Below are 19300 nucleotides of genomic sequence, written 5' to 3' on the forward strand. Positions count from 1 at the left end.
GGACTGAGGCTACCCCGCCGCCCGGTGATCGAGCTCGCCAAGATCCGGGTTTCGACGGGCTCAACCACCAACGACGGCGGCAGTTGCCTCTGCGATGGCGCGCTCCTCGTCGGTGGGCACCACCAACACCGGGATTGCGGACGCTGCCGTGGAAATCACCCGCGGTTCCCTGGACCGCTGACTGTTCAGGCCGGCGTCGAGCTCTATGCCCAGCGCATGCAGCCTGTCAGTCACGAGAGCGCGGAACTCGTGCGAGTTTTCGCCGATCCCCGCCGTGAACACGAGTGCCTTGGCACCACCGACGGCCACGTGGTAGCCGCCGATGTACTTTGCCAGCCGGTAGGACGTGACCGCGAGCGCCATCGAAGCCTTGGCGTCGCCGGCCTCTGACGCCTCCACCACCGAGCGCATGTCGTTGTTCCCGGCGAGCCCCTTCAGCCCCGATTCGCGGTTGAGCATGGTGTCGATGTCCTCCGATGTCCACCCGATCCGGCCGAGGAAGACCAGGATGGACGGATCGAGGTCGCCCGAGCGGGTGCCCATCACCAGGCCCTCCAACGGCGTGAAGCCCATGGACGTGTCCACCGATTGACCGCGGCGGATGGCCGTGACGGAAGCGCCGTTCCCCAGGTGGGCGATCACGCCGTCGAACTCGTCCACGGGCAGATCCAGCAGCACGGCGGCGCGTTGCGTGACGTACTCGTGCGAGGTGCCGTGGAAGCCATAGCGGCGGATGCCGTGGTTCGTGTAGAGCTCGTCGGGCACGGCGTAGCGCCAGGCGTGTTCGGGCAGGGTGCGGTGGAAAGCGGTGTCGAACACGGCCACCTGCGGCAGGTCCGGCCACTTCTTGCTGATGGCCCGGATGCCCAGGACGTTGGCGGGGTTGTGCAGCGGCGCCAGCGGGTTGAGTCGCTCGATGGCACGGGTGATCTCGTTGTCGATCAGCACCGGCTCGGCGAAGCGCTCACCGCCGTGCACCACTCGGTGGCCCACCGCCGCCAGGTCAAGGTCCCCGAGCTCGGCATGGATCGCGGCATCTACCAGTTCCAGCGCCTCCGCATGATCTCGGGGACCCTCGATTTCGCCGTCGCCATCACCGCCGTTGCCCATGCCGATCTTCTCGATCAGCCCTTCGGTCAGCACAATGCCGGCGGCCACGTCCCGGACCTGGTACTTGAGCGAGGACGAACCGGAATTGATAACGAGCACAAGCATGGGGCCTCCTGAAGCCTCGGTGCCGCGGGGCACAGCTGACGAGGGGTGGTGCCGGAGCCTGGTGCAGCGCTCCCTGGGATCCACTCTATAAGTTGCCCCCTGGGCACGTTGACTTGTAAATGATAATGATTCTCATTAGAGTGATCGGCATGCAAATCACTGTGATCAGCTCCCTGGACGCCCTGTGCCGCCAGCAAGCCTGCCAAGACGCGGCCGCGGCCAATCCCGGCGCCGTGGTGGTCCTGCACGACCTGTTGGAGAACGGCGTGGTCATCCGCAGGATCTCCAGCCAGTCCGGGCTTGTGGAGCGCACCGAGACGCAGCTGGAACACGGCTGCCTGAGCTGCACGGTACGGCTGGACCTCGTACCCACCATCGAGCGGCTGCTGGAACGCGGGGAGACCCAGGCCATCATCGGGCTCCCTCCGGCCGTGTCCGCGGAGGCGGCGATCGGGGCCCTGCGGCGTGGCCTTTCCCGCCCAGTGACGATTGATTCCACTGTCCTTGCCTGCGCCCCTGACACGCTGGAGGACCATATTTGGGACCACCACACCCTGTTTGAGTCCGGGTTCACGCCGGTCCCGGAGGACCAGCGCACTGCGGGTGAATTCCTCATCGGCGAGCTGTCGTTCAATGACACCGTCCTGCTGGCGGAGGTGGACCTGTTTCCGGCCGACCCCGCCCTGCGTGTTCGCGGCGTGCAACTGGTCAGGGAACTGGCCCCTCACGCTGACGTGGCGGAAAACGCCCGCCTCATCCGCCCGGGCCGCCACAACTACCACGACGCCCTGAGCCGGACGGTCCCCGGTTCGGTGCGGATCCCGGCGTCGTCCTCAACATCACCGTTCACTACCGTCACCCACCGGGCCCAACGGCCGCTGCACCCTGAGCGGTTCCGGCACGCCCTGGCGTCCCTCGCGGAAGGGTGCTGCTGGTTGCGGGGACGCCTGTGGATCGCCGCCGCACCGCAGTGCCGGATCGCCATCCAGGGCATCGGCCCGCGTGTCTGGCTCGAAAATACCGGACCGTGGCTGGCAGACCAGGACGCCGGTGCGGCGCCCGATCCCCTCAACCATGTGGACGCCCGCCTGGACTGGCATCCGGAACACGGGGACCGCGGAAGCGTGCTGGCCGCGACCGGAGAGGATATGGACCCGGCGGAAATTGCGCAGCTGCTCTCCGCCTGCGAACTCACCGACGCGGAAATGGAGGCCGGGTTCGTCGGACTGACCGACCCGTTCCAGCTCGACCCCGCCCCGTCCTGAACGGCCCACCAACCGCCACCAACAACAAGGAGCAATCCCATGAAAGTCAGAAATTCCCTCCGCGCCCTGAAGAAGGTTCCCGGCGCCCAGATCGTCCGACGCCGGGGCCGCACCTTTGTGATCAACAAAAAGAATCCGCGGATGAAGGCCCGTCAAGGCTGAGGCTGCAGCCCCGCTCACCCCGCGCCTGCCGTTGCGTCAGCCGCGGCAGGCGCCTAGAGTCGGCGGACACGTTGCACTATGCAGAGAGGGACTTCCATGCCGAACGACACCACTCAGCCCGACAACACCGAACCTGAGACCGCAGAACCCGCCCCCGGCACCAAGGACCCCACCGGCGTCGAGGGTTCCAACCCGGCCCTGGACGACACCGGAAGCCCCAAGGTCGACGAGGTGGGCGAGGCTGCCGAGCAGCCCAAGGATCCGCAGAACCTGGACCTCACGCCCGAAGGACTCTCCGACGAGCCCGCCAAGGAAGAGGACTCGGACAGCCTGGCCAAGCCGGAAAACAGCTAACCACCGTCCCTACGAGGCCGGCACCTGCGCCTGGATGGCGGTGATGGCCACCGTGTTCACGATGTCCTCCACGGTGCAGCCGCGCGAGAGGTCGTTGACCGGCTTGCGCAGGCCCTGCAGGACAGGCCCGACGGCGACCGCCCCCGAGCTCTGCTGCACCGCCTTGTACGTGTTGTTGCCGGTGTTCAGGTCCGGGAAGATGAACACGGTCGCCTGGCCTGCCACCGACGAGCCGGGCATTTTGGAGGCCGCGATGGAAGCGTCCACGGCGGCGTCGTACTGGATGGGGCCTTCGACGGCGAGATCCGGGCGGCGTTCACGCACCAGTTCGGTGGCCTGCCGGACTTCGTCCACGGCCTCGCCGGAGCCCGAGCCACCGGTGGAGTAGGACAGCATGGCCACGCGCGGCTCCACCCCGAACTGCACCGCGGTTTCGGCCGAGGCGAGGGCGATGTCCGCGAGCTGCTCCACGTTGGGATCGGGGTTCACCGCGCAGTCGCCATAGACCAGCACCCGGTCCGGCATGAGCATCAGGAACACGGAGGACACGATCTTCACGCCGTCGCGCGTTTTGACGAACTCCAGCGCCGGGCGGATGGTGTGCGCGGTCGTGTGGGCGGCGCCGGACACCATGCCGTCCACCACTCCGAGCTGGACCATCATGGTGCCGAAGTAGCTGCCGTCCTGCATGATTTCCAGGGCTTTGGGCAGGTCCACGCCCTTGTGCGCGCGCAGCTCGGCGTACTTCTCCGCGAACCCCTGCCGCAGTTCCGAGGTGGCCGGGTCCACGATGTTGATCCCGGCGAGGTCGATGCCGTTGGCCGCCGCCAGCTCCCGGACCTGCGAATCCGGTCCCAGCAGGGTGAGGTCGCAGACGTCGCGGCGGTGCAGGATTTCGGCGGCCTGCAGGATCCGGACGTCAGTTCCCTCCGGCAGCACCACGTGCCGGCGCTGCCCCCTGGCCCGTTCGATGAGGTCGTGCAGGAACCGCAGCGGGGTCATCCGCTCCAGTCGCGGCAGGTGGAGGCGTTCCACCAGCTCGGTCTCGTCCACACGCCTGGACCACAGGCCCAGGGCGGAGGCCACCTTGCGGCGGTGCCCGGACCAGATCTCGCTGCGGACCTCGGAGACCCGCTTGGCGGTGGTGTAGGTGTCCTGGCTGGCGGCAAACACGGGGAACGGCGCCTGCGCCAGGAGCGGGTAGATGTTGGCGTCGGGGGACAGCCCGCCGGTCAGGATCAGCGCGGACGGCACCGGGAATTCCGGCGAGAACGACGACGCCAGGCAGGCCACCATCACGTCCGCACGGTCGCCGGGAACGATCACCAGGGCGCCCTCGTCCAGCACGTTCAGGAAGTTGCCCACGTTCATGGCCGCCACCTTGATGTCCCGGACGTCGCGTTCCATGTCCGCGAGGCCGGCGATCTGGCGTACACCCAGCGCCGTGGCAACCTCGCCGGTGGTGGGCCGGGCGATCTCCTCCAGCTCCGGCAGGACGTACACGGGCCGGTTGGATGCGCCCGGTTTGATGGCGGCCGCGATTTCCTCCATCAGGTCCGGGTCCGCGCGGTTCACCATGATGGCCAGCAGCGTGCACTTTTCCGCCACCAGTTCCTTGCGGGCAACCTCGACGGCGGCCGCGGCCTCCGCGACGCTGAGCCCCTTTGCGCCCACCACGGCAACCACCGGCGCGGCCAGGTTGTTGGCCAGGCGGGCGTTGAGGTCAAACTCGACGGCGGCGTCCTGGCCGGTGAGGTCCGTCCCCTCCACGATCACCACGTCGCAATGCTTGGCAATCTCGGCGAAGATCTCCACGCAGCGCGCATCGATGTCGGCGCGTTTTCCGTCTGCCAGGAGGGCACGCACTTCGGTGGACGTCAGGCCCCCACGGCAACGGTCGTCGTCGAGCGCGAAGCGTGATTTCATCAGCGCCACCATGGGGTCACTGGCGGCGTCCGGGCCGTGGACCACCGGTTTGAAGAAGCCGATCCGGTCCGCGTGCCGGTGGAGCGTGTCCGCGAGGCCCAGGGCCACGAGCGATTTGCCCGACCCCGGGGTGGTCGCGCTGACGTAGATGCCTTTGGCCATGGTCCGCCCTTTGCTGTGCGTGGTGCCGGTCCCTCCATCCTTGCACTTCCGTGCCGGGGGTCCCACCGGTCGGGGGTACCCACAGACCGGTCTGCCCTTGACACCGGACCCGCATATGGGATTACCTAATGAACATTCGGTATATAAAGCTGGAGGCAATGACGCATGGCTGAAGCAGCACTCTCCGGGGCCACCCACCCCATCCTGGAAAACGACTACGCCTCCGAATGGATGGGCATCGAAGTCCTCGCCGTCAGCGACGGGCACGCCACCATCCGCATGACACTCCGGCAGGAAATGCTCAACGGGTTCGGTATGGCCCATGGCGGAATGATCTTCGCCTTCGCCGATTCCGCGTTCGCCCTTGCCTGCAATCCGGTCAATCCCACCCCCGAAGAGGCCGACAGCATCACCGTTGCCGCCGGCGTCGACATCAACTTCCTCAAGCCGGCCTACCGCGGCCAGGTGATCACCGCCGTCGCGGACCGCCGGTCCAGCTCAGGGCGCAGCGGGCTGTACGACATCCAGATTTTCGCGGCCGACGCCGATACGCTGCACGGTGCCCAGCCCGATTCGTTACCCAGCTCCGGCAACCCGGGGGAACTCATCGCCGAGTTCCGCGGACGCAGCCGCACCATTCCCAAGAAGTAGGAAACCATGACCCTCCACGCCCCCGAAACCCCCATGCCGCAGTCGACGTCCCAGGGCACAGATCCCATCCTGGACCGCGAGGAAACCATCTCCCGCGACGAACTCGAGGCCATCCAGCTCGCCCGCCTGCAGCACACCGTGGCCTACGCCTACGACCGCGTGCCGCTCTACAAGCGCAAATTCGACGACGCCGGCATCCACCCCACGGACCTGCGCGAACTGAGCGACCTCGGCAACTTCCCGTTCACCACCAAGGAAGACCTGCGCGCCGAGTACCCGTTCGGCATGTTCGCCGTGCCGCAGAGCGAAGTAGCCCGCATCCACGCGAGCTCGGGCACCACAGGCCGGCCCACCGTCGTCGGCTACACCAAGCAGGACCTGGCCGACTGGGCCAAACTGGTGGCGCGCTGCCTCCGTGCGTCAGGCGTCCGGCCCGGCATGAAGGTCCACAACGCCTACGGTTACGGCCTGTTCACGGGCGGCCTGGGCGCGCACGCCGGCGCTGAAGCGCTGGGTTGCACCGTCATCCCGATGTCCGGCGGGCAGACCGAACGGCAGATCCAGCTCATCCAGGACTTCCAGCCGGACGCCATCCTGGCCACGCCCACGTACCTGCTCACCATCGCCGACGCCATGGCCCACATGGGCATCGACCCGACGTCGACCTCGCTCAAGTACGCGGTCCTGGGCGCCGAGCCGTGGACGCAGGAGATGCGGCACGAACTCGAAGTCACCATGAACATCAAGGCCTGCGACATCTACGGCCTGTCCGAAGTGATGGGCCCGGGCGTCGCCGGCGAGGCCGTGGAAACCCAGGACGGCAGCCACATCTGGGAGGACCACTTCCGCCCGGAAATCATCGACGCCTTCAACCCCGTCGTGGGCAAGGAAAACGTCCTGCGCGACGGCGAGCACGGCGAACTGGTCTTCACCTCGCTCACCAAGGAAGCCCTGCCGATCATCCGCTACCGCACCAAGGACCTCACCCGCCTGCTGCCCGGCACCGCCCGCCCCGCGCACCGCCGGATGGGCCGCATCACCGGCCGCAGCGACGACATGATCATCCTCCGCGGCGTGAACCTGTTCCCGTCCCAGATCGAGGAAATCGCGCTGCGCATCCCCGAACTCAGCCCCCACTTCCAGCTCGAACTCACTCGCCCGGAAGGGCAGCGGATGGACCAGCTGACGGTCAAGATCGAACGCCGGGACGCGGTGACAGTTGAGCAGAGCACGACGGCGGCGCGCACGCTGCAGGAGCAGATCAAGATCCATGTGGGTTCTTCGTGCGCCGTTGACGTGGTGGCGCCGGGTTCACTGGAGCGGTCAAACGGCAAGCTGCGCCGGATCTACGACCTCCGTCCCAAGGCGTAGCGCGAACGGACACTTGAGGCCCCGGCTGCGCCGCTGCAGGGATTACCGAACGTTCATGGGAAAATAGCCGGTATGCCCACTACAGCAGTCCCCAGCAAGCGCGGCCGTCCCGGTTACGACCAGCAGTCGGTGCTGCTCATCGCCGTCGACGTCTTCAACCGGCACGGCTATGACGCCACGTCCATGGGCATCCTCGCCGAGAACCTGGGCATCTCGAAATCGGCCATCTACCACCATGTGCCGTCCAAGGGCGACCTCCTGAAGCTCGCCCTTGACCATGCGCTCGGCGGCCTGGAATCAATCCTCGAACAGCCCGGGGCGCAAAGCGGCGCGGCGGACGCGCGGCTGGAATTTGTCCTGCGGCAGACCGTGGCCGTCCTGGTGGAGCGGCTGCCGTTTGTCACGCTGCTTCTGCGGTTGCGGGGCAACACTGACATTGAGCGCGACGCCCTGGAACGCCGTCGCGCGTTTGATCACGAGGTGGCCGCCCTGATTTCCGCAGCCCGCGACGAAGGCTCGCTGCGCCAGGACATCGATCCGCGCACCGTCACGCGGCTGCTGTTCGGCACCATCAACTCAATCGTGGAATGGTACAAACCGGGCGGCTCCCTCACGCCGGAAAAACTGGCCGACGACGTCATCACCATCGCGTTCGACGGGCTCCACGCCAAGGCCTAGCATGAGGCATCGCCATCAAGCTGTCCGAGGTCCTCTTTGGCACTTTCGGTAAACTCCGTTACCAGCCCACCGCCAAACGGGTCCGCGCCCTGACCGGCGGGAACGCCGTCGTCGACACATTCCATGCCCTGCTGGTCTGGGAACCCCAGCGCATCACCCCCGTCTTCGCGGTCCCCGCGAGCCCTACCTCCACCGGGAGCCCCATGCTCCCGGTGCGCTACTACCTTCCCCCGGCCGACGTCCGGCTTGACCTGATGGAAGCCAGCGCCAAACGGACGGTGTGCCCGTACAAAGGCACCGCCAGCTACTGGTCCTACCCGCAAGCCGAGAACGGGAAGAACATCGCCTGGGCGTACACCCGGACCTTCCGCGACGCCGGCCAGATCCACGGGCTGGTGAGTTTTTACAACGAGAGGGTGGACATCACGGTGGACGGCGTCCTGCAGGAGCGTCCGGTCACACCATGGTCCAAACAGCCGCCCAGCGAGCGCTGACTCTCGCGCGCCGGCGGGGGGCACACAGCACTGGCCTGCCGGTCCCGTCCACGGCTACGGTAGGAAGGAAGAGCCAGCGTCCGCGGGGAGGTTGCCCATGAAGCCGTCAGCCAGTCCATCGCGCCGTTCAGCCAGTCTCCGGGCAGCGCCGTGGGGCGTCCTGACGGCCGTCCTGCTGGCCGTTGCGGCATGCACGGGTTCTCCCGTTCCGCCGGCGCCCAGTGAATCGACTCCGGGCGCCTCATCAGCCGCGGCCACGCCGGGCAGCACCGGCTCCCCCAGCGCCGAGGCCCCCGCCGCCCCCGACGTAACGGGCGGCATCACGGAGATTGTGGAAAACCTGTCCCCTTCGGTCGTCACCATCTTCACCGACGGCGGGCTGGGCAGCGGCGTGGTCTACTCCGAGGACGGGCTGATCCTCACCAATGAGCACGTCATCCGCGGCCAAACCGAACTTGAGGTGGCCTTCGCGGATGGCCAGCGCGTTTCCGGCACAGTCAAAGCCACTGACCCCGTGACGGACCTTGCCCTTGTCCAGGCGGACCGGACCGGCCTGCCCAAACCGGTGTACCAGACCTCGCTGCCCAAGGTGGGCGAGGGGGCCGTCGTCCTCGGTTCGCCGCTGGGCTTCGAAAACACGGCCACCGCGGGGATCATCTCCGGCCTGCACCGCTCCATCCCCGGTTCGGCGCAGAACAGCCTGTCGCTGGTGGACCTGATCCAGACTGATGCGCCCATCAGCCCCGGCAATTCGGGCGGAGCGCTGATCAACATGCGCGGCGAAGTGGTGGGCATCAGCGAGGCCTACATTCCACCGTCGTCCGGTGCCGTAGCCCTGGGCTTCGCGATTCCGGCGGCCACCGCCGTCGAGGTGGCCGAGGAGTTGCTGGCGGACGGTTCAGCCGAGCACGCCTACGTGGGGCTCACCCCGGGCGAACTGACCCGGCAGATCGCCGAACAACTGGGCACCGACGCGAGCACCGGCGTCGTGGTTTTGAGCGTTGACGATGACGGCCCCGCCGGAACTGCGGGGATCCGTCCGGGTGATGTGCTGGAGTCGATGGAAGGCGTGGACCTCACTGCGCCGGAGAAGCTGCTGGCCGAGCTCAGGAACCGCAACCCGGGCGACACCGTAGGATTCAAGGTCAAGCGTGGCGGGCAGAGCGTGGACATCAAGGTGGAACTCACCGAACGGCCGGTGGCCCCGTAAACCCAGTACCCGTAAGCCCCAACAGTAGGAAGGCTGGTCATGACGGACCACAAAGATGCAGATCCCGGATTCATCGTTCCCGACCCCTCAGCCCTGCGGGAGGACCTGCCGGGCGACGCCGGCGACGAGGCGAACGTCATCCGCTTCAGCGAGGAGCAGGCGCTGATTGAGGAGCAGGCCCACGGCATCCGCCCGGACACGTACAGCATCCCGCCCGGCGGGCCCACCATGGAGGAAGCCCGCGGCAACATGGACCTCACCGACACCGGCACCGAACCATCGGATGACAGCAGCGACGACGGCCTGCACGGCGGCGCCGAAGCCTGAGCCGATTAACGAGGCAGAAGGGGAGCCCCCGTTCGCTGGGACGCCCCTCCTGCAGTCTGGTGTGCGGTCTGGCAGCCGCCGCGCATGGTCAGAGCTGGTATTCGACCTGCATGCCCAACGTCTCGTGAACGCAGAGGATGTTGTGCTCCGTGTCCATGAACCAGGCGCATTTCTCGGAGTCCGTGGTGCAGATGTGGTTCTCGGTCTTGAGGTTGGGCAGGTCATAATCCTGGAAACGGACGCCCCTGGCCTCCATGTCCTGCACGATCCGCTCAATGTTGCGCACCTCAAAACTGAGGGCGGTGTGCTCGGAGTGCTTCCCGTCCGAGACCGGCAACAACTGCAGCATCGGGCCGCCGTCGCTACCGAGTAATTCGCTTCCATTGTCTGTCATTCCGCGGTGCGGGAGGCCCAGTTTTTCGGTGTAGAAACTGTGGGCGCGCGCTGCGTCATCGACGGGCAGGATGGTTGTGGCTGTGCTCAGGGCTAGGTTCATTTGGCCACCTCCTACGGAGGAAATTTTACGCCGCAGCAACCCGGAAAGATCCAAACGCTCTCTCACATAATGCGGGAAAACCCTCGACGCTCTCTCACTTTCCTCAAGAAAGTGCGAGAGCGTCGCCGGAAACCTTACATTAAATGAGAGAGCGTCCGGGGTGGGGCTACTTTTCGACGAGGGTGAGGACGTCGTAGGTGGCCACGATCTCGTCGTTCTGGTTGGTCAGGAGCGCGTCCCAGGCCACCTCGCCGTACTCGTCGGTTTCGCGCGGCGTGATCTTCTTGGCCGTCAGGGTGACCCGGATGGAATCCCCGGCCGCCACAGGCGTGATGAAGCGGAGGTTCTCCAGGCCGTAGTTGGCAAGGACCGGGCCCGGTGCCGGTTCCACAAACAGCCCGGCGGCCCAGCTCAGCAGCAGGTACCCGTGCGCCACGATGCCAGGGAAGAACGGGTTGGCTTCGGCCGCTTCCTGGTTGGTGTGGGCATAGAAGGTGTCGCCGGTGGAGTTGGCGAACTTCGTGATTTCCTCCAGCGAGACCTCACGCAGCTCCGAGCGGATGGCGTCGCCAATGTGCAGCGTGGCCAGGGATTTCCGGAACGGGTGCGTTCCCTCGGTCTCCACGGTGAAGTTCCGGTCCGCCCCGGTGTGCCAGAGGCCGGTGACGGCGGTGAGCATGTTGGGCGAGCCCTGGATGGCGGTGCGCTGCATGTGGTGCATGACCGAGCGGATGCCGCCCAGCTCCTCGCCGCCGCCGGCACGGCCTGGCCCGCCGTGGACCAGGTGCGGGACGGGCGAACCGTGGCCGGTGGAGCTGCGGGCGTCCTCGCGGTTGAGCATCAGGACACGGCCGTGGTGGGCGGCGATCCCGGTGACGAGTTCGCGGGCTACGGCCGGATCGTTGGTGCACACCGAAGCCACGAGGGAGCCGCCGCCCCGGGCGGCGAGGCGGACGGCGTCGGGCAGGTCCTTGTATCCGATCACGGAGGCTACCGGGCCGAACGCCTCCAGCGAGTGGATCGCGTCAGTCTCCGCGTCAGCCCAGCTCAGCACCACCGGCGACATAAAGGCGCCCGCGTCGACCACGCCCGTGGCGCCGCCGGCAGAGGTGACCGACGGCGAATCCAGCGTCCCGTACGCAAGCTCACCGCCGGCGTCGAGCATTGACTGCACCGCGGCGCGGACGTCGGCGAGCTGTTCGAGCGACGCCAAAGCGCCCATGGTGACGCCGTCGGCGCGCGGATCCCCCAGCACCACACGCTCATCCACGCGCCTGCCGATCGCGGCGATCACCGCCGGCACCAGCTCCTGCGGGACGATGGCGCGGCGGATGGACGTGCACTTCTGGCCCGCCTTGACCGTCATTTCGGTGACCACTGACTTGATGAAAGCGTCGAATTCCGGGGTGCCCTCCACTGCGTCCGGGCCAAGGATGGCGGCGTTGAGGGAGTCCGTTTCGGACGTGAACCGGACGCCGCCCTGCACCACGTTGGGATGCGATTTCAGGGACAGCGCGGTGGACGCGGAGCCGGTGAAGGCCACCAGGTCGCGGTAGTCCAGCACGTCCAGGAGGCCGCGGACAGAGCCGGAAATCAGCTGCAGCGAGCCCTTCGGCAGGATGTTGGATTCGATGATCGCCTTCACCACGGCCGCGGCCACATACCCGGTGGGGGTGGCCGGCTTGACGATGGTGGGGACGCCGGCGAGGAAGGCGGGCGCGAGTTTCTCCAGCATGCCCCAGACCGGGAAGTTGAACGCGTTGATCTGCACGGCGACGCCGGGGATGCGCGTGTAGATGTGCTCGGCCACGAACGAGCCGTCCTTGGACAGCACCTCCATGGGACCGTCCACCACCACCTGCGAATTGGGCAGTTCGCGCCGGCCCTTGGAGCCGAACGTGAAGAGGACGCCGATGCCGCCGTCGATGTCGATCATCGAGTCGATCTTTGTGGCACCGGTCTGGGCCGAAAAAGCATAAAAGTGCTCGCGCCGGGCGTTCAGGTACTGCGCCAACTCCTTGAGCTTGAGCGCGCGCTGGTGGAAGGTCAGCTTGCCCAGTTCCGCCTGTCCCGTGGTGCGGCCGTAATCCACGACGGCGGCAAGGTCCAGGCCGTCCGTGCTCACCCTGGCCAGGACTTCGCCGGTGCTCGCATCCCGCACGGGGACAGCGGACGCTGCCGCACCGGCGTCGGGGGTCCACCAGGAATCCTGCACAAAACTGGGAACGGTCTGGACGGTGTCGACTGTGGTTTCTGCAGTGGTGGTCATCGTTGACGGGTCCTTCCAAGGCGGGGACAAAACGCGGCCAGGGCTTTACTGACCGTCCGTTCGGTAATATGTCTACAGTACATGACTGTGCCGTGCCGCACACTGGAAGTCCAGCCTCGCCAAAGGAGACCTATGACCGCCCTATCCCCCGACGCCGCTGCGCCGGACACCACCCCGTGGAAGATCGTTCTCGGCGAGCTCGACGAGAAGATGGGCGTGAAAATCCTGGAGGAATCGGTCGAGCGCGTGGTGGCGACGATGCCGGTGGAGGGCAACAGGCAGTCGTTCGGGTTGCTGCACGGCGGCGCGTCCCTCGCGGTGGGCGAGGCTGTGGGCTCCTGGGCGGCCGTGATCCACGCCAGCACGTTGGGGAAAACTGCCGTGGGGGTGGACGTCTCCGCGACGCACCACCGCTCCGCGCGCGAGGGCAAGATCACCATCACCGCCACGCCCATCTACCTCGGCGGCACCCTGACCACGCACGAGGTCCTCATCACCAACGACGCCGGCCAGCGCCTCTGCACGCTTCGCATCACCAACCTGCTGATGAAGCCGAAGAAGTAGCCGCCGCCTCCTCCGGTTGATCTATCACGTAGCGTCGCCATTCCAGGCTGATGACGACGTTTAGTGATAGATCATCGGGGGGTGGGGCGTTGCCGCTTCCGCCGCCACTTCGCCAGCACCAGGAACACACCGCCGACGGCGAGCGCACCAGCGGCCAGGCCGGCGAACAGGATCAGCCCGGATGCGCCGGTGTTGGCCAGGTTAGCGGCCCGGTCGTCACCCAGCGGACGTACGACGGCGGCGCTGTCACGTTTTGGGGGCAGCGCAGCGTTCGTGGCTGGCACCGCAGCCGGGGGCGAGGATTGCGGGGCTGGCTGGGAGGGCTGGTTGACCGGGGCGAAGTCGAAGGCCGCGGCACCGGATGTGCTGAATCCGTTGACCGTTTCGGCCGTGAAACGCAGCGGGCCGGCCACCGCGGGGGCAGTAAAGGACCACGCACCGCCAGCATCCACGGGAACCTCAAGAGGCGCCTGCCCACTCACGGTGATCCTGACCTTCGAACCCGCCGCGACAGCCGACGCCGGAGCCGCGGCCACCATGCCGGTGACGGTCTGGCCGGCGTCGAACGTTGCCCCCGGCGCGGGCGACGTCACCGCCGGCTTGTTGAGGAAGAGTTCCAGCTGGTAGCCGGGCAACACCGCCAATGAGTCCTGCAGCGTGGCGGCCACGGCGAAGTTCTTGACGAAGTTGCCATTCGCATCGGGCGTATCCCCGGCCGAGTGTGTGCCCACCGCGTAGTTGCCGCTGACCCAGGGCCCGCCGGAATCGCCGCCGCTGGACTGGACATCGAAGGACAGGAAACCGTTGAAGGCCCGCAGGTCTGCGGGGGCCGAGGTGATGCCCTGGACCACGTAGATCCCCACCTCATCGATGGTTCCACAGGACCATGCTGACGTACGGCCGGAGCGGCAGACCGGCTGGCCCACAACCGGGGCAGCCGTTCCGATGATATTAACGTCCGGACCCGGCTCTGACGGATCGCCCCACGTACTGGCGGCGGGCAGTGGGTCCAGATCCGCGCGGAGTTCCTCAATAACGGCGATGTCCGTTCCGACGTTGCCGGGGTTGGTCAGGTCCAACGGACGCAGGACAGTGGAGTTACCAGGTCCGCCGAACTGGCTGAAACCAAACTTTCCGAGCAGCCCGGCAGGCACTCCCTGGAATTGAAGCGTGGCCGTCTCCGCGTCGCCGTCAGCGCTGCAGTGGCCGGCCGTGAGCACTGCGGGGAGGCCTGCGGGGTCAAAGGCCGAGAAACCTGTGGAACAGATAATGCCGTTGTCAGCGGCGTAACCCAAACCTCCGGGGACGTCGGCCTGCGGCGCGAGCGGTGCCCCGGCGTCGAGCTGCACGTTGGCGTAGCGGGCCACAAACTCGGCGGGCGAGATCTTGCCGTCCGAGTTTGGGCTGGTGAGGCTCGAATTTCCGGCATCCTCGGCCGAATCAGGCACTGTGGCCTCGGACCCGTTGATTCCGCCGGTGCGAACTACGAACCTGCTCCCGGTGTACGCCACGGCCTGCAACCCGGCCGCGCCCACGTCGCGGAGGTACGCCTGGTACAGCTCCTGGGTGCTCCGGGCCAGTTCGGTGCCGGTCGCCGGAGAACCAGTCGACTGAGTTCCTGTCGCGGCCGGCGCGTCAGTTCCGTCAGCAGGAGCGTCCGACGGCGGTGCGGCGGGAGTCGTTTCAAGGGTCACGGCCGGGATGGTCGCGCTGAGCCGTGCCACCTCCGCTTCCAGCTCGGCCCCGGTGCCGGCAACCAGAATGCGGCCATCGTGGATCCGTGTTCCGAGGTAGCCGGGGATACCCTGCAGGGCCGCCACAACGTCCGCGGCCTGTTTGCCCAGCTGGCCCGCGGCCGCAAACTCGTCGGGGGTGAGGCCAAGATCGCGGAGGGCAGCTTCCCGAAGGCCTGCCTCGCCGGGGTGCGCGTCACCGCCCCCGGATCCATCCGCCGTCAGGCTTTCCGCAGCGTCCGGCGACGCAGCGTCCGCCGACACGACGGCCGCCGACACGACGGCCGGCGACGCAACGGCCGGCGAAGCAGCCGGCGGCGGCTCAACGGCCGGCTGCTCAACAGCCCAGGCCGGCACGGCCCCGAGCCCCACGGAAAGTGCCACTCCGGCAGCCGCTGCCGCTGCAAATACGCGTTTCAAACTGTGTGCCATCGCTTTCGTTCTACTCATCTGTATCGCTCCGCCGTGCCATGTACGCGGCCGCCACCGCGGCCAGACACAAGACTGCCCCGCCCACCATGAGGAAGATCTGGCCCGGGAGCCACTCGCCGTCGACGGTCCCGTCGCCGAGCCCGAAGTTCTCCTCCGTGGTCCCGAAATCTGAAGCCAGGACGGCCCAGAACGGCCCGGCGACAAGCATCACCACTCCCGCCACCGCGAGCGAGGCCGCCACATACTTCACGGAACTCATGGCGCCACCCGGCTGCCGAGCAGGCTCAGGACGGCGCCCAGTTCGGCCTCGGACAGGCCGTTGCGCAGCAGGAAGGTGCGGGTGTCCAGCTCCCGGACAAACTCCACCACGGCCTGGCCGCGCCGCTCCAGCAGGGGTGTCAGTTCGGCGTCGTCAATGTGGCGTTCGCCAGCATGGGGCGGGCCGTGCGTCCGGAAGCGTTCGTTGATGCCTCGGGAGGCTTTGGCGTAGCCGTCTGCAATGAGCTGGTCCGGGTCGCCGGCGAGGTCCTGCAGCATGGCCGCCACCATGCCGCTCCGGTCCCGTCCCGCCGCGCAGTGAATGACGACGGCACCGGCCTCGGCTGCCGCGACAGCGCGGAACACCGTCACGAACTTCTCCGGGTAGAGCCGGACGTTGTGCAGATAATGGGCGGGATCATTGAGGTACGGTCCGCAGACGGCGGTGAACCGCGGATCATCGGGTTCTTCAGTAGGTGCGGCGACGATCGTGACGCCGGACCAGGCCGTTTCGGTCACCGCAGGGTCGGTGTCCCGGCGCTGCGCTTCACGGGAGTTACGGAGATCAATCACCGTGCGGACGCCGTCGTCGTACGCCTGCCGCCAACCTGCCTCGGTGAGCCATTCGCGGCGCCCCATCCGGTAAACGCGGCCGGCAACGTGCCAGGCATTCACGGCTCCGTCCCAGCTCACGGCTCCCCCTGTCGTCTCCACCCGGACAGCTAACCACACAGCCGCCACCGCCCGCACGCGATGGGCAGGTACCGGACAGTGTAGCGGCGCCGGAAAATCGAGTACTCCGGGCCCGTGACCTGCCTTTGAGCGAGGGCGTACGGTGGCTGTTACATGCCTGTGTTATTTATTCAAATAGATAATCAAAAGGGGAAAATTCAATGGCACGTTCTGGAATACGACGTCGGCGCTCGGCTATTGCGGCCGGCCTCGCCACCATGGCAATGGCTTTGGGCTTCACGGTCATCCCGGCCGAAGCGGCGACCACGCAACGAATCGACTATGTGGCGCTGGGCGATTCCTACGCCGCGGGAGTAGGCGCGGCCCCTTATACGGACCCCACCTGCGATCTAAGCCGTAAGGGGTACCCTGTGATCGCTGACAATCTCCGCAACGTGGAACTTACGGCAAACGCAGCTTGTTCGGGTTGGAAAACTTTCCAGGTCAGGGATGCTGCGCTCCTGAAGGTCACTGGTGACACCGACATTGTGACGGTGACGGCCGGCGGGAACGATCTCGAGTCCATCGCCATCCTGATGGCCTGCGTGCCTGCACCGGAATCGGTGGAGTGCGCCACCGCTCAAGGGGTCGCGATAGCAAAACTGACTGACGGCAGCCTCGCCACGGGCCTGGGAGAAATCGTGGCGGCCATCAAGTCCAAGTCGCCTACTGCCAAGGTGGTCTTCACCGGATACCCCTTGCTGTTCGACCCTGCCCACCCGTTCGCCGGGGTGGCAAATCCCTTGGCCGGAGTACTGAATCAGGTCATCGCAGGCGTGGCAGGAGGGACCGGGTCCACATACGTCAACGTCGCGCCCGCTTTCACCGGCCACGGCATTGGCTCGGCGGCTCCCTGGATCAACTACAACCCGGCAAATCCGCTCGATAGTGCCAACTTCCACCCCAACGGTGAAGGCTATCGACACGGATACTTTGCATCCTTGGCCAGCCAGGATGCCTTCGTTGTGACGGCGCCTTAGCTCCACCCCGTACGATCTGCTCGCCAAGCATCGCTAGCGGTGCTTGGCGAGCCTGTGCTCCAGCCCGTTCCGGACCATGGGCCACTCGTGCTCCAGGATTGAAAACACCACGGTGTCGCGCAGGACGCCGTCGCTGGTCCGCCGGTGGCTGCGCAGCACGCCGTCCTGCTTTGCACCCAGCCTGGCGATGGCCTCCCTGGATTGGTGGTTCAGCCAGTGCGTACAAAACTCCACGGCCACGCAGCCCAGTGTTTCGAACGCGTGCCGCAACAGCAACAGCTTGGAGTCAGGGTTCGTGCCGGTGCCGTGGACCGACGCGGCGTTCCACGTGTAGCCGACCTCCACACGGGGCGTGCCGGCGTCGATATTGCAGTAAGTGGTCATGCCGATGATCCGGCCCGGGCCGCCGGTGGCAGGATCGATCAGCCGCGTGGTGAACGGCAGCATGGACCCCTGCTCCTGCATCGCCAGCCTGCGGTCGATCTCCGCCGCCATCCCGTCCGGCGCCGGGACAGACGTGTACCAGAGCTTCCACAGCTCGCCATCCTGTGCGGCCGCCACCAGGCCGTCATGGTGACGGTGCTTCAGCGGCTCAAGAATCACGTGCCGGCCGGTCAGGGTGAGGGGTTCAAAGAGGGTCACCCGGAAATCCTACTCAGCCCAGTCGAAGAATCCCTTGCCGGTCTTCCGTCCAAGCTCTCCGCGGGCCACCTTGTCCTTCAGGATCTGCGGCGGCGCGAACCGCTCCCCCAGCGTGGAATGCAGGTACTCGGCGATGCCCAGCCGCACGTCCAGGCCCACAATGTCCGTGGTTCGCAGCGGGCCCGTGGGGTGCTTGTAGCCCAGGACCATGGCGGCGTCGATGTCCGCCGCGGACGCCACCCCCTCCTCCACCATGCGCATCGCCTCCAGCGCGATGGCCACACCCAGCCGTGACGAGGCAAAGCCCGGTGCGTCATTGACGACGACGGCGGTCTTGCCGAGTGCCTCGACCCACCGTTTCGCCGCCTCAGCCAGGTCCGGGGACGTCTGCTCGCCGAGCACCACTTCGATGAGCGTGGAGGCAGGTACGGGGTTGAAGAAGTGCAGGCCGAGGAAGTTCTGCGGCCGCTTGAGTTCGCGGGCCAGGCCGTTGACGGACAGGGACGACGTGTTGGAGGCCAGGTAGGCGTCGTCGGCCAGGCGCTCCTCGATGCCGCGGAGCGAGGTGACCTTCAGGTCCCAGTCTTCGGGAACGGCCTCGACCACCAGCTGGCGGTCCCTGAAGTCGTCGTAATCGACCGTGACGGCGAGCCGCGACACCATCTCATCCAGGTTGCCGTCGGTGGCTCCACGTTCGATGCTCATGGCGGCTGCGGATTCCACGCGTTCCCGGGCGGCTTCGGCGGACGCTTCGTCGCGCTCCACCACCAAGACGTTGGCCCCGTTGATCAGGAAGGCATGGGCGATCCCCGCGCCCATGCGGCCGCCACCGAGGACGCCGACGGTGGAGGGAAGGTTCGGGTTCGTCATGGTTTCTTCTTCTCTGATTTCTTGTCGAGGAAAGCCTGCATGCGGTCAAACTTGGCCTGGGATTCAAAAAGGATCCCCTGTGCCAGCTGGTCAATCAGCGGGTGGGCTTCGGCCGGGGCGTGGAAAACCGACTTCGTGATCCGGACTGCCAGCGGGTCCTGGCGGCCGATCCGGTCCGCCAGGTTGTGCGCGGCATCCATCAGGTCCGGGGCCTCGTGGATCTCCGTGATGAGGCTGGCAGCCAGGGCCTCCTCTGCGCGGAGGACCAGGCCCGCGAGCAGGATCTGCTTGGCCAACGGCTCCCCCACTAGCTCCTTGAGGCGCCAGCTGGCCCCGGCCGCAGCGAGGATCCCCAGCCCTGTTTCGGGGTTGCCGATCCGCACACTGGGCGTTCCGATCCGGAAGTCTGCGGCGTAGGCGAGCTCGGCGCCGCCGCCCAGGCAGTACCCGTCCAGGGCGGCAATGACCGGCATGGGCAGCTTCGCGATCCGCACGAAAATCGTGGAGTT

General features: G+C 66.8%; 21 protein-coding genes. 11 read left to right on the plus strand and 10 right to left on the minus strand.

Features of this window, described 5'->3' with window-relative positions; translation table 11 throughout:
- Positions 1–60: 60 nt before the first annotated feature.
- Positions 61–1215 (minus strand): acetate kinase, encoded by a 1155-nt coding sequence (locus V6M49_RS18355; RefSeq protein ID WP_332762556.1) that lies wholly within the window; start codon positions 1213–1215, stop codon positions 61–63.
- A 149-nt stretch (positions 1216–1364) separates the two neighbouring features.
- On the opposite strand from V6M49_RS18355, the gene V6M49_RS18360 reads away from it, so the two are divergent.
- From V6M49_RS18360 to V6M49_RS18370, 3 genes are all read left to right on the plus strand, one after another.
- Positions 1365–2480, plus strand: a complete 1116-nt coding sequence (locus V6M49_RS18360; RefSeq protein ID WP_332762557.1) for a GTP-binding protein — start codon at positions 1365–1367, stop codon at positions 2478–2480.
- A gap of 39 nt (positions 2481–2519) precedes the next feature.
- A complete protein-coding gene (gene ykgO / locus V6M49_RS18365) occupies positions 2520–2642 on the plus strand; it encodes a type B 50S ribosomal protein L36 (RefSeq protein WP_058931424.1) in 123 nt (40 codons plus the stop codon).
- A gap of 96 nt (positions 2643–2738) precedes the next feature.
- Positions 2739–2996, plus strand: a complete 258-nt coding sequence (locus V6M49_RS18370; RefSeq protein ID WP_332762559.1) for a hypothetical protein — start codon at positions 2739–2741, stop codon at positions 2994–2996.
- A 9-nt stretch (positions 2997–3005) separates the two neighbouring features.
- On the opposite strand, the gene pta is transcribed toward V6M49_RS18370, so the two are convergent.
- On the minus strand, positions 3006–5084 hold the full coding sequence (gene pta / locus V6M49_RS18375; RefSeq protein WP_332762561.1) for a phosphate acetyltransferase: 2079 nt from the start codon (positions 5082–5084) through the stop codon (positions 3006–3008).
- Between the two features lie 165 nt (positions 5085–5249).
- Between pta and V6M49_RS18380 the strand changes: the two genes are divergently transcribed.
- From V6M49_RS18380 to V6M49_RS18405, 6 genes are all read left to right on the plus strand, one after another.
- Positions 5250–5735: a hotdog fold thioesterase gene (locus tag V6M49_RS18380; protein WP_141141463.1), complete on the plus strand. Its 486-nt coding sequence runs from the start codon at positions 5250–5252 to the stop codon at positions 5733–5735.
- A gap of 6 nt (positions 5736–5741) precedes the next feature.
- Positions 5742–7106: a phenylacetate--CoA ligase PaaK gene (gene paaK / locus V6M49_RS18385; protein ID WP_332762563.1), complete on the plus strand. Its 1365-nt coding sequence runs from the start codon at positions 5742–5744 to the stop codon at positions 7104–7106.
- A 72-nt stretch (positions 7107–7178) separates the two neighbouring features.
- Positions 7179–7784, plus strand: a complete 606-nt coding sequence (locus V6M49_RS18390) for a TetR/AcrR family transcriptional regulator (RefSeq protein ID WP_141141465.1) — start codon at positions 7179–7181, stop codon at positions 7782–7784.
- A gap of 203 nt (positions 7785–7987) precedes the next feature.
- Positions 7988–8278 (plus strand): DUF427 domain-containing protein, encoded by a 291-nt coding sequence (locus V6M49_RS18395; protein ID WP_332762564.1) that lies wholly within the window; start codon positions 7988–7990, stop codon positions 8276–8278.
- Positions 8279–8375: 97 nt separating this feature from the next.
- Entirely contained in the window at positions 8376–9488 is a 1113-nt protein-coding gene (locus tag V6M49_RS18400) for a S1C family serine protease (RefSeq protein ID WP_332762565.1), read from the plus strand.
- Between the two features lie 39 nt (positions 9489–9527).
- Positions 9528–9815 (plus strand): hypothetical protein, encoded by a 288-nt coding sequence (locus V6M49_RS18405; protein WP_141141467.1) that lies wholly within the window; start codon positions 9528–9530, stop codon positions 9813–9815.
- Between the two features lie 88 nt (positions 9816–9903).
- Here V6M49_RS18405 and V6M49_RS18410 read toward each other — a convergent pair whose 3' ends face one another.
- Both V6M49_RS18410 and paaZ read right to left on the minus strand, forming a co-directional pair.
- Complete coding sequence (locus V6M49_RS18410) at positions 9904–10311, minus strand: VOC family protein (RefSeq protein ID WP_332762566.1); 408 nt, start codon at positions 10309–10311, stop codon at positions 9904–9906.
- A gap of 166 nt (positions 10312–10477) precedes the next feature.
- Positions 10478–12580 carry a phenylacetic acid degradation bifunctional protein PaaZ gene (gene paaZ, locus V6M49_RS18415; protein WP_332762567.1) on the minus strand — a complete coding sequence of 701 codons (2103 nt, stop codon included), beginning with the start codon at positions 12578–12580 and terminating at the stop codon, positions 10478–10480.
- Between the two features lie 132 nt (positions 12581–12712).
- Between paaZ and V6M49_RS18420 the strand changes: the two genes are divergently transcribed.
- Positions 12713–13144 carry a PaaI family thioesterase gene (locus tag V6M49_RS18420; RefSeq protein ID WP_141141470.1) on the plus strand — a complete coding sequence of 144 codons (432 nt, stop codon included), beginning with the start codon at positions 12713–12715 and terminating at the stop codon, positions 13142–13144.
- 71 nt (positions 13145–13215) lie between these two features.
- On the opposite strand, the gene V6M49_RS18425 is transcribed toward V6M49_RS18420, so the two are convergent.
- The 3 genes from V6M49_RS18425 to V6M49_RS18435 are packed head-to-tail and all read right to left on the minus strand — an operon-like array spanning position 13216 to position 16260.
- On the minus strand, positions 13216–15309 hold the full coding sequence (locus V6M49_RS18425) for a S1 family peptidase (RefSeq protein WP_332762568.1): 2094 nt from the start codon (positions 15307–15309) through the stop codon (positions 13216–13218).
- Positions 15310–15319: 10 nt separating this feature from the next.
- Positions 15320–15568: a hypothetical protein gene (locus tag V6M49_RS18430; protein ID WP_332762569.1), complete on the minus strand. Its 249-nt coding sequence runs from the start codon at positions 15566–15568 to the stop codon at positions 15320–15322.
- On the minus strand, positions 15565–16260 hold the full coding sequence (locus V6M49_RS18435; RefSeq protein WP_332762571.1) for a tyrosine-protein phosphatase: 696 nt from the start codon (positions 16258–16260) through the stop codon (positions 15565–15567). Before V6M49_RS18435 ends, V6M49_RS18430 begins: the two co-directional genes overlap by 4 nt.
- Before the next feature lie 200 nt (positions 16261–16460).
- Here V6M49_RS18435 and V6M49_RS18440 point away from each other — a divergent pair, with 200 nt between their 5' ends.
- Entirely contained in the window at positions 16461–17279 is an 819-nt protein-coding gene (locus V6M49_RS18440) for an SGNH/GDSL hydrolase family protein (RefSeq protein ID WP_141141474.1), read from the plus strand.
- A 33-nt stretch (positions 17280–17312) separates the two neighbouring features.
- Here V6M49_RS18440 and V6M49_RS18445 read toward each other — a convergent pair whose 3' ends face one another.
- The 3 genes from V6M49_RS18445 to V6M49_RS18455 all read right to left on the minus strand — a co-directional run.
- On the minus strand, positions 17313–17921 hold the full coding sequence (locus V6M49_RS18445) for a GNAT family N-acetyltransferase (RefSeq protein WP_332762574.1): 609 nt from the start codon (positions 17919–17921) through the stop codon (positions 17313–17315).
- 9 nt (positions 17922–17930) lie between these two features.
- Positions 17931–18791, minus strand: coding sequence for a 3-hydroxyacyl-CoA dehydrogenase family protein (locus V6M49_RS18450; RefSeq protein WP_141141476.1), 861 nt, complete (start codon positions 18789–18791; stop codon positions 17931–17933).
- On the minus strand, positions 18788–19300 hold a 513-nt coding region (locus tag V6M49_RS18455; RefSeq protein ID WP_332762576.1), incomplete at its 5' end, for an enoyl-CoA hydratase/isomerase family protein. The genes V6M49_RS18455 and V6M49_RS18450, both read right to left, overlap by 4 nt.

The organism is Pseudarthrobacter sp. (assembly GCF_036675385.1).
In the GTDB taxonomy this organism is placed as follows: Bacteria; Actinomycetota; Actinomycetes; order Actinomycetales; family Micrococcaceae; genus Arthrobacter.

What these genes read in the sequence shown, in the direction of transcription:
- V6M49_RS18355 (WP_332762556.1), bottom strand. Translation starts at nt 1,215, where the DNA reads ATGCTTGTGCTCGTTATCAATTCCGGTTCGTCCTCGCTCAAGTACCAG.
- V6M49_RS18360 (WP_332762557.1), top strand. Translation starts at nt 1,365, where the DNA reads ATGCAAATCACTGTGATCAGCTCCCTGGACGCCCTGTGCCGCCAGCAA.
- ykgO (WP_058931424.1), top strand. Translation starts at nt 2,520, where the DNA reads ATGAAAGTCAGAAATTCCCTCCGCGCCCTGAAGAAGGTTCCCGGCGCC.
- V6M49_RS18370 (WP_332762559.1), top strand. Translation starts at nt 2,739, where the DNA reads ATGCCGAACGACACCACTCAGCCCGACAACACCGAACCTGAGACCGCA.
- pta (WP_332762561.1), bottom strand. Translation starts at nt 5,084, where the DNA reads ATGGCCAAAGGCATCTACGTCAGCGCGACCACCCCGGGGTCGGGCAAA.
- V6M49_RS18380 (WP_141141463.1), top strand. Translation starts at nt 5,250, where the DNA reads ATGGCTGAAGCAGCACTCTCCGGGGCCACCCACCCCATCCTGGAAAAC.
- paaK (WP_332762563.1), top strand. Translation starts at nt 5,742, where the DNA reads ATGACCCTCCACGCCCCCGAAACCCCCATGCCGCAGTCGACGTCCCAG.
- V6M49_RS18390 (WP_141141465.1), top strand. Translation starts at nt 7,179, where the DNA reads ATGCCCACTACAGCAGTCCCCAGCAAGCGCGGCCGTCCCGGTTACGAC.
- V6M49_RS18395 (WP_332762564.1), top strand. Translation starts at nt 7,988, where the DNA reads ATGCTCCCGGTGCGCTACTACCTTCCCCCGGCCGACGTCCGGCTTGAC.
- V6M49_RS18400 (WP_332762565.1), top strand. Translation starts at nt 8,376, where the DNA reads ATGAAGCCGTCAGCCAGTCCATCGCGCCGTTCAGCCAGTCTCCGGGCA.
- V6M49_RS18405 (WP_141141467.1), top strand. Translation starts at nt 9,528, where the DNA reads ATGACGGACCACAAAGATGCAGATCCCGGATTCATCGTTCCCGACCCC.
- V6M49_RS18410 (WP_332762566.1), bottom strand. Translation starts at nt 10,311, where the DNA reads ATGAACCTAGCCCTGAGCACAGCCACAACCATCCTGCCCGTCGATGAC.
- paaZ (WP_332762567.1), bottom strand. Translation starts at nt 12,580, where the DNA reads ATGACCACCACTGCAGAAACCACAGTCGACACCGTCCAGACCGTTCCC.
- V6M49_RS18420 (WP_141141470.1), top strand. Translation starts at nt 12,713, where the DNA reads ATGACCGCCCTATCCCCCGACGCCGCTGCGCCGGACACCACCCCGTGG.
- V6M49_RS18425 (WP_332762568.1), bottom strand. Translation starts at nt 15,309, where the DNA reads ATGGCACACAGTTTGAAACGCGTATTTGCAGCGGCAGCGGCTGCCGGA.
- V6M49_RS18430 (WP_332762569.1), bottom strand. Translation starts at nt 15,568, where the DNA reads ATGAGTTCCGTGAAGTATGTGGCGGCCTCGCTCGCGGTGGCGGGAGTG.
- V6M49_RS18440 (WP_141141474.1), top strand. Translation starts at nt 16,461, where the DNA reads ATGGCACGTTCTGGAATACGACGTCGGCGCTCGGCTATTGCGGCCGGC.
- V6M49_RS18450 (WP_141141476.1), bottom strand. Translation starts at nt 18,791, where the DNA reads ATGACGAACCCGAACCTTCCCTCCACCGTCGGCGTCCTCGGTGGCGGC.